The organism is Rhodococcus sp. NPDC003348 (assembly GCF_053589375.1).
Genome location: NZ_JBSFRT010000027.1, coordinates 76,716 through 83,548, shown reverse-complemented (window position 1 = coordinate 83,548; position 6,833 = coordinate 76,716). Strand labels below are relative to the sequence as shown.

At 69.5% G+C, this 6,833-nt stretch carries 5 protein-coding genes; all 5 read right to left on the bottom strand.

Annotated features, from left to right (window positions below):
* Positions 1 to 1,115: ethanolamine ammonia-lyase subunit EutB (eutB, locus tag ACWDU4_RS18280; RefSeq protein WP_450115330.1), on the bottom strand; the 1,115-nt coding region annotated here is incomplete at its 3' end.
* A 66-nt stretch (positions 1,116 to 1,181) separates the two neighbouring features.
* Positions 1,182 to 1,922 carry a class I SAM-dependent DNA methyltransferase gene (locus ACWDU4_RS18275; RefSeq protein ID WP_450115329.1) on the bottom strand — a complete coding sequence of 247 codons (741 nt, stop codon included), beginning with the start codon at positions 1,920 to 1,922 and terminating at the stop codon, positions 1,182 to 1,184.
* A 114-nt stretch (positions 1,923 to 2,036) separates the two neighbouring features.
* A complete protein-coding gene (locus ACWDU4_RS18270; protein ID WP_450115333.1) occupies positions 2,037 to 3,569 on the bottom strand; it encodes an FUSC family protein in 1,533 nt (510 codons plus the stop codon).
* A 246-nt stretch (positions 3,570 to 3,815) separates the two neighbouring features.
* Positions 3,816 to 5,519 carry a cutinase family protein gene (locus tag ACWDU4_RS18265; protein WP_450115328.1) on the bottom strand — a complete coding sequence of 568 codons (1,704 nt, stop codon included), beginning with the start codon at positions 5,517 to 5,519 and terminating at the stop codon, positions 3,816 to 3,818.
* Positions 5,520 to 5,781: 262 nt separating this feature from the next.
* Entirely contained in the window at positions 5,782 to 6,528 is a 747-nt protein-coding gene (locus ACWDU4_RS18260) for an SAM-dependent methyltransferase (RefSeq protein WP_450115327.1), read from the bottom strand.
* Positions 6,529 to 6,833 lie beyond the last annotated feature (305 nt).

Here is a 6,833-nt window from a genome sequence, read left to right as displayed (position 1 = left end):
GTGTGCTCTTCAGTTCTGCCGAGCAGCTTCCCGCAGAACTGGTCCTCGAGCCCGGCGCGGATGATCTGCTTGCCGTCGTACAGGTACTCGGGGCCGATGAAGCCAACAACGGTGTTGACCAGCAACGGTTTCAGCTCGCGTGCCACCGCGTAGGCGCGGGCCTCGAGGGTCTGCTGGTCGACGGGCCTGCCGCCGATGCCGAGGTGGGTCCCGGACGACAGCGCCGAGCCCTGCCCCGTCTCGAGATACATGACGTTGTCGCCGACGGTGCCGCGGCGCAGCGACCGCCCGGCCTCGTCGCCCTCCCGGAGCACCGCAAGGTCGACACCGAAGCCTCGGTTGGCGCCCTCGGTGCCTGCGATGGACTGGAACACCAGATCCACCGGCGCGCCGCGCTCGATCAGGTCGATCGTCGTGGTGACGTGGGTGAGCACGCACGACTGGGTGGGGATGTCGAACCGGGTGCGCACGTCGTCGAGCAGGTGCAGCAGGTCCGCGACGGCGTGCGGGGAGTCACCGGCCGGGTTGATACCGATCACCGCGTCGCCGCACCCCATCAACAACCCGTCGAGCGTCGCGGCCGCGACGCCACGCGGATCGTCAACCGGATGATTCGGCTGTAGCCGCGTCGCGAGCCGCCCCGGCAACCCGATCGTGGTTCGGAACGCACTCGTCACCGTCAACGCGCGGGACACGGTGATCAGGTCCTGATTGCGCATGATCTTGCTTGTTGCCGCGACCATTTCGGGAGTCAATCCCGACGCGAGCGCACCGAGAACAGTCGCGGAATCGGGCGTGGCGGCAGTCGCGAGCAGGTGGTCGCGCAGGCCGCCGACCGTCAGGTGCCCGACCGGCGCGAACGCGGCCGCGTCGTGGCCGTCGAGGATCAGCCGGGTGACCTCGTCGGTCTCGTAGGGGACCACGGTCTCGGCGAGGAACGTGGCCAGCGGAACCTCGGCCAGCGCCCACTGCGCCGCGGCCCGCTCGGCATCCGACGACGCCGCGCATCCCGCCAGCTCGTCACCCGACCGCAGCGGCGTCGCCTTCGCCAGCAGATCCACCAGTCCCGCAAACTCGTACGTCACGCCGGCCAACTGCTGGCGATACACCGTCATCGCACCGTCACCTCCCGCGTTGTGCCCGGTGCCTCGATACGACCCGAGCCCGACGAGATCGTGACGTCAGCCCAGTCGGCAGTTCACGATCGCGGCGTGTGGGCGCTCCCAGTACGCACGGAGCAGCTCCTCCTCGGAATCCGCGGCGGCCGAACGGTATCGCCCGTAGTCGACCCACTGGGTGAGTGCGAAACCGGCGGCGTGCATCGCCTCGTCGATGCTGTCCTTCGTCCAGACGTAGGCGGTGACGGTGTCCTCGTCCCCCGCACCACCCGGACCGAACAGGTCGAGTTGTACCTCACCGCCGTCGACATCCGGACCGATCGGCGTCAGCCGGAATCCGAATCGCTCGTAGTATGCGGGGTCTCGCACATAGTCGGGATGAATGGGAAGGGTGACGAGGCGGCCGCCCGGCCGCAACGGTTTCGCCATCTGCGCGCACATCGCATGGAGTTCCTGCCGGGTGGTGGCGTACGGCAACACGTATACGGCCAGAACCAGGTCGAACCGGCCGGCGAGGTCGTCGCCGAGATCGGAGGCGAACTCGATGCCCAGTGGGTTCTCCACTTCTCGGGCCCTCGCATACTCGAGCATGCCATCCGAGACGTCGTAGCCGACGACCCGGCGTGCACCCTGCTCCTTCAGCAGCCGAGCGTACATGCCGTTCCCACAACCGAAGTCGAGGACGTCACGGTCGGCAAGATCACCGAGGACGGCGAGGAAGTTGGGAATCTCCAGGAACCGACGGAAAGGCCAGCCGGCCATGTCCTCGTACAGATCGGCAAGTTCATCGAACTGACTCTGCATCGAACACCTCATTCGTTCGGGTAGCCAACGACAGCCCGATTCTCGCTCCCCACCGGCCGGTCCGCGGGGAAGCGCAGAATGTCGGAGGGTCACCGCGAGTCCCCGACGGACCGCCTACGTGTCCGCGGCGGACCGATGCGGTGAGGTCAGGATCCGATAGCCGTGCTCGTGCAGTCGGCGATGCCCGGGCCAGCGGTCGCGAGTCCAGTCCGGCTCGGTGTGGGCAGCGGTGATCGCCGCCGTCGTCGACGCATGCAGGTCGAACTCGAGGTCGCGACGCAGCTCGGGTAGCTCCCGGTCGTCGGCCGCGCGGGTGATCCGGGCGATGGTGTCGGCGACCTGCGCGTCCGCGTCGGCGAGGATCCGGCGGTGGGCGCGGGGCAGTACCCCCCACATCACGGCCAGGGCGACAACGACCCCGACGACGGTCTCGAGGAATCGGTCCCGGGAGACGAGGCCGAGGTCGCCCGGGGTTCCGAGCACCCCGAGGATCATCGCGAGCGGGGTGATGAACACCATCGCGAGACCGTAGTTGCGCACCAGGAACGCCTCAATACCCGCCATCGTCAACGCGAGCACCACGACCAGCGCTGCCCCGCGCAGGTCGAACAGCGACAGGCCCGCGAGCAACCCGAGCCCGAGGACGGTGCCGACGAATCGATGGGCCGCACGGTAGGTGCCTAGGATCCGGTCGGGGCCCTGGTGCAGGATCATCGCGGCGGTGATCACCGCCCAGTCTGGTCGTCCAACCCCCAACACGACCGCGATCGCCCCTGCCGCCGGACAGGCGACGAGCAGCCGTGCCACGACGGTCACCGAACGCCCCCGGGGGTGCGCGGCCCGGGCGAGGCGGTAGCGGACCGACGGGCGGCGCAGCGGCGTCCGCGGATGCAGGTCGTCCTCGGGGGTGGCCTCGTCGTGCGGGGCACCGTGCACGACCGCCGCGCACCGCGCGTGCGCCGCCCGGAGCGTCCGCGTCAGTGGATCGTCCGAGCCGGCGAGCCCGGCGTCGTGCAGGCACTGCCATGCCGCGTGCAGGTCGTGGACCGCGGCCCGGCGATGCGCGGGCGAGTTCTCCGCCAGCACCGTGTCGACCGCGCGCACCGCGGCGGCGACCGCGGCCCGCTCCGCCGTGCGCGGCCGAACGAGGACACCGGACATCCCGACCACCAGTGCGGTGCCCGCACCGATCGCCGTCCACGCCACGACGGCCGCGACCGACACCCCCGCCCCCGGTAGTGCGGACGCGATCTCGAGGGCCAACAGCAGCAGGAACGCGCCGGGCGCGCCGAGCCTGAGCGCGTCGACGACGAACGCGCACGAGGCCACCACGACCGTCATGGTCGCCACCAACACCATCGGCCACAGCGCGGAGCCGCCCGCGGTCGCGGCGTGGTGCACCGCCGACCCGACGGCGGCACCGGTCCCGGCCAACGCGACGAGCACGACACCGACGATCGCGAGCATCCGCCAGCGCACCCGGTACGGGCGGCCCTCGCCGTAGACGACGGCGAACGCACCGAGGGTGGCGACCGCGGCGACCGGCCCGGCACCGAGGGCGACGCCCGTGAGACCGGGCACCGCCACCGTTACCGCTGCGCGCGCGACGCCCGGCCAGCGACGGCCCTGACGCGGCACGGCCACCATCGCCGACCACGGGGAGGCGGGAGTGGGGACAGGCAGGTCGATGGTCGCCACCTGCGTTCCCGATTCTCCCGACACAACCATTCAGGTTAGGAAGTGGGCAGGCCGGCACTCGAATCCACACCCGCCCGATGAGGCGCACGTCACGCTCCGGCAACCCCCGACAGCACCCCGCCCGACGGCATGAACGGAACCGTTCATGCCGTCAGATCGATTGAACGGTTCCGTTCATGCGGGCGGAGCCCGGTGTCAGCGGGTGGGCTGCGCGACCGGAGTCGTCGTCACCACAGCCGACGACGTGGCCGCGGCCGTCGACGCCGAGCTCGGGGCCGCGCTGTCGGTCGTCGTCGCCGGATCCGTCGTCGCGGCGCCGGTCGGGGCGTCCGTCGCCGTTGCGCCCGCGGTCGGCTCCGGCGTCGCCGCGACGGCATCCGGGCCCTGCACGGTCTCGGCGAGGACCGGGTCGGCCGCGGCCCCGCCGGCCGGGATCGCCGCCTGCGTCGACGGGGTGGTAGTCGTCGCCTTGGTGGCTGCGCTCGTCGTCGGCGCCGAGGACTTCGTGGTCGGAGCCGTCGTGGTCGGAGCGGTCGTGGTCGGAGCGGTCGTGGTGGTGGTCGGCAGCGGTACCCCGTCCCGCGCCTGCTCCGCGAGTTTGGTGAGCCACTGCGCGGCGTACTCGGCGGAGGTCAGCGGCTTTCCGTCGGCGGAGTCGCGCCAGTAGTCGAAGTGATGACCGGTGTCCGGACCGAGGGTGAGCTGGTACGGGTCGCTGAGCACCACCGGGATGGTGTTCTGGTTGGTGACGATCAGGTTGACGACCTCGTTGAAGAGCTTCTGCGGCAGGTACGCGAGCGGCGACATCTTCTCGGCATCGATGGAGTCGGCGACCGACTCGACGGGCAGCGTCGTGGTGGCCTTGCTCGGGTCGTACGCCGGATCCGACACCTGCAGCAGCACATCGAGGAACGTCTGGTCGCTCTGCATCCAATTCGGCTGCGAGCGAATCACGTTGAACGCGTCGAACCCGATCTTGCCGAGAGTGACGGCGACGTCCTGCCCGGTCGCCGGGGTCAGGCCGTCCTTCTCGAGGCTGTCGATGTTCAGCTGCCGACCGACGTTGACCACCAGCTGCAGCAGCGAGATGTTCTGCGGCGCAGCGCAGGTGAGATCGCCGTCGGAACAGAACGATGCGACCTTGCCCGCGAGCGCGCCGAAGTCGGCGCCACCGGTACCGGTCACCGCGCCCGCACCCGAGGCGGGTGTGGTGCCGGTCTGGTACACGGTGTCGAACCCGTCCGGGTTGCTGAACGGGTTCTGTGCGCCCGGGAACGGGCCCTGTTCGGCGGCACGGCCGGCGTCGGCGAAGATCACGACCCCGACGACGTTCGCGGGGTCGACGATCTCGTAGCCATCGGTCCCGTCCTGGTGGCCGATGTTCTGTGCGACCCGGCGGGCGACGTCGGCGCCCTCGCTGTAGCCGACCACGGAGAAGCGGGTGTTCGGGCAGGACTTGCGGATCTCGCTCATCACGGTCTCGGTGTTCGCGACGCCGGTCTGGACCGCGGACTCGTAGTTGTCCATGTTCGCGGGGTACGCGATGTACACCGCGGCGTACGCCTGAGGGTTGAGCGCCGTGTTGATCGCGTTCGGCGCGTTGACCACCGGGTCCACCCAGTGGCTGCTGTAGTCGGTGGACAGGGCGGCGGGGAGCGCATTGCCGTTGGCGTCGACGAGCCGGGGGACCGTGTCCCCGGGGGTGTCGTTGCGGCCGGCGATCGAGACGGTGACCATGTCGTGGCATTCCGTCGTGGACGCCGTCAGCTCGGTGTCGATCGTGGTCGTCGGCGGCGCGAACGCCCACCAGGCGGTGATGGCCGCGGCGACGCCGAGCGCCACCGGGGCGGCCGCGGTTCTGGCGACGCGATGCCGCGCGATGAATCCACGAATTGTCATGTCCGCTCCCCACTCCGTAACTCTCGGACGACGCGCGGACCACCCCGTGCCATGCGCTCACGTCACGTCAAGAGGGGTGTCGCACCGGACGACCCGAATGTTACGGCGACGCCCGGCATGTCCGCCCTGTGAACCCGCTGTGAGTCCACCTGCCGCCGCGCTCGCTTCGGTCCGCCGGCCGCTTGTGCCAGGCCTGTTCGACCTGGTGATCGGCCGCGGGTCCGGGCAAGCACGTTGCCCGGGACCCGCGCTCGTCGGACTGTCAGCGGCCCATCAGTGCGAAAACTCCCCAGCCGAGATATTCACGCTGGTACCGCGTGTAGCGGGCGGGTTCGGTGGTGAGCTCGGCCCGCACCTCGGCGGCCAACTCGTCGTCAGGATTGTCGTCGAGCCAACGGCGGAGGTTGAGCCACTGCGCCGCCTGGTACCGGTCCCAGCTGTCCTGATCGGCCAGCACCATTTCCACGACGTCGAACCCGAGATCGCCGAATTGCTCGATCAGCTCCGGCAGCACGAGGAAGTCGTCCTTGCCACTGGCACCGCAGGCTCTGGCGGTTTCCTGGTCGGGCACTTCGTGACGCCAGTACGGCTCACCGATCAGCATCAGGCCGCCGGGACGGAGACTCTTGCTCAGCAGCTCGACGGTGCCGGCCACGCCGCCTCCGATCCAGGTGGCACCGACGCATGCGGCGAGATCGACCGGCTCGCCCGCGACGAAGCCGGAGGCGTCGGAGTGCACGAAGGTGACCCGGTCGGCCACGCCGAGTTCAGCGGCACGGACGCGGGCCTGCTCGGTGAACACCGTGCTGATGTCCACCCCGGTCCCGGTGACGCGGTGGTCTCGGGCCCACGTGCAGAGCATTTCGCCCGACCCGCTGGCGAGGTCGAGCACGCGAGTCCCTGGTTCCAGGTGCAGAGCGTCACCCAGGGCGGCGAGCTTGCCAGAGGTGAACGGGTTGTGGATGCGGTGGCTACTTTCGCGAATGGTGAAGATGCGTGGAAGATCCACGAGAGGTACCCCTTGGGCTTGATTCGGTCATGGCAGTTGCGGAGGACAGTCGACCGGAGTCGGCTGCCGTTGCTCGGACCGTCATCGAATACACCTCGTTCGGACGCATGGATCTTCAACCCGATGAACGTAACCTTCCGGGTTGAACGTTTCCACCGAATTGGCCGAGAGATGGTCAATCCTCGCCATCCCCCGCCGCCCGCGATCCCGGACCCTTGGTGACCTGCGTCCACAATCACACTGCGGCGGAAGTGGATTCGGTGGATCCGGTGCAGCAGGCACAGTTTCTTCCAAGGAGCGTCGTT

Bases quoted from the DNA above. Each gene is read 5' to 3' on its own strand.
- ACWDU4_RS18275 (WP_450115329.1), bottom strand. From the start codon at position 1,922: ATGCAGAGTCAGTTCGATGAACTTGCCGATCTGTACGAGGACATGGCC.
- ACWDU4_RS18270 (WP_450115333.1), bottom strand. From the start codon at position 3,569: ATGGTGGCCGTGCCGCGTCAGGGCCGTCGCTGGCCGGGCGTCGCGCGC.
- ACWDU4_RS18265 (WP_450115328.1), bottom strand. From the start codon at position 5,519: ATGACAATTCGTGGATTCATCGCGCGGCATCGCGTCGCCAGAACCGCG.